This is a genomic window from Paenibacillus oryzae (assembly GCF_001675045.1).
Lineage (GTDB): Bacteria > Bacillota > Bacilli > Paenibacillales > Paenibacillaceae > Pristimantibacillus > Pristimantibacillus oryzae.
Map to the genome: position 1 here is coordinate 1 of NZ_LYPA01000012.1, position 1,613 is coordinate 1,613.

The 1,613-nt window shown below is 54.4% G+C and carries 1 protein-coding gene; it reads right to left on the minus strand.

Annotated elements, in window-relative coordinates; all coding sequences use genetic code 11:
* Positions 1-76: 76 nt before the first annotated feature.
* On the minus strand, positions 77-1,477 hold the full coding sequence (gene ltrA, locus A7K91_RS00070; protein WP_068678410.1) for a group II intron reverse transcriptase/maturase: 1,401 nt from the start codon (positions 1,475-1,477) through the stop codon (positions 77-79).
* Between the last annotated feature and the right edge of the window lie 136 nt (positions 1,478-1,613).

The following is a 1,613-nucleotide window of genomic DNA, read 5'->3' on the forward strand; positions in this document are numbered from 1 at the left end:
ATCGAGTAGGAGGCTACCCATTAGTTGAGTAGCCGACCTCTCACACCACCGTACGTACCGTTCGGTATACGGCGGTTCAACCGTTTACGTGCAATTGACGCAAGCGCTCGTACTGGGCAGGGAAGTCAAAATACCCTGCCTTTGCGAGCCTTTCGTTTGTTACAGAGCGATTCAACACTGCACTTCCGGCTATTCGCCAGTAGCCTAGCCTTGTATTCCCCCATTGGTAGGCCTGCCACTCCGGTATCCCCAGCTTTCGCAGGTTCTGCACCCTCGTTCGAGGCTTCTTCCATTGCTTCCAGATGTACATCCGCATTCGTCTTCGCAGCCATTCGTTCCAACCTTGCAGGATTCGCTTCATGTCGGCTACGTAGAAATAACCGATCCAGCCGCGAATGTAGACCTTCACATTCTCCATCACCTGCCGGGCCTTCTTGCCTTGACTTCGACACGTTAGTCCCTTTAGCTTCTGCTTTGCCTTGGCTAGAGATTCACGGTGTACACGTATGTACACGCCCTTCCCGTTCTTTCCCAACGCAAATCCGAGAAATTTGAAGTGCTTCTGTGCCACGATGCTGACCACTTTGCTCTTCTGTGTATTCAGTTGAAGCTTGAGCTTTTGCTCCAAATACGTCCGGCTGGATGCCAGCAGCCGTAGGGCCGCTCGCCTGCTTTTCGCCAGGACAACGATGTCATCGGCATAGCGGATGACTCTCACGCCCCGACCTTCCATCTCCTGATCAAATTCGTTCAGGTAGATGTTCGCTAAGAGCGGGGATAGAGGTCCGCCCTGCGGGGAACCTTCTTCCGTTGCCCGGCGTACGCCCTTTTCCATGACGCCGCTTTTCAGGTACTTCTTGATCAGGTCCATGACGCGTTTGTCCGGTATTCGCTTCCGCAGCAGGTTTAACAGTAGCTCGTGGTTGAGCGTGTCGAAGTATTTGGACAGGTCGATCTCGACCGCATGCCCGTAGCCCTGCTCCGCATAGGCTTTCACCTTTCGAATCGCTTGCTGTGCGCTTCGTCCCGGCCGGTATCCGTAGCTCCCGTCCGAGAAGAGCGGATCGAACAACGGTTGCAGTTGTTGGGCCATCGCTTGTTGGATCACCCGATCGACGACCGTCGGGATACCTAGCTTTCGCACGCCGCTTCCATCTGGTTTGGGGATTTCCTTGCGCCGCACTGGGCTTGGCTTGTACCTGCCTTCCCGAACACGTTGCAGGAGTTCCTCTCTGTTTTCACGCAACCACGGCAACGCCGCCTCCACGGTCATTCCGTCGATCCCCGGCGCCCCATGGTTGCGCTTGACCTGTTTATACGCCCGGTTCAGATTGTCTCTGTTCAGGATGCGTTCCATCAGGTCGATTGCACCGTCTCTTTCTCTACCTTCTCGAGTTTCGATGCTCCGCGCTCCTGCATACCCTTCGCGTTCCACGCTATCTCTTTGCTGGCAGCCCTTTCGGTATTCTGCTTTCATCACATCGACTCTCCTTTCAGTCTGTACTCAAGACTTACGATTGTTCAGCCCTTCCGCTTGTCGCTTGCACGATAAGCGTACTATGGCGTCTGCTGACTTCTCACAGCAAGCTTTACTCCGTGTTTCGGATTTTTTT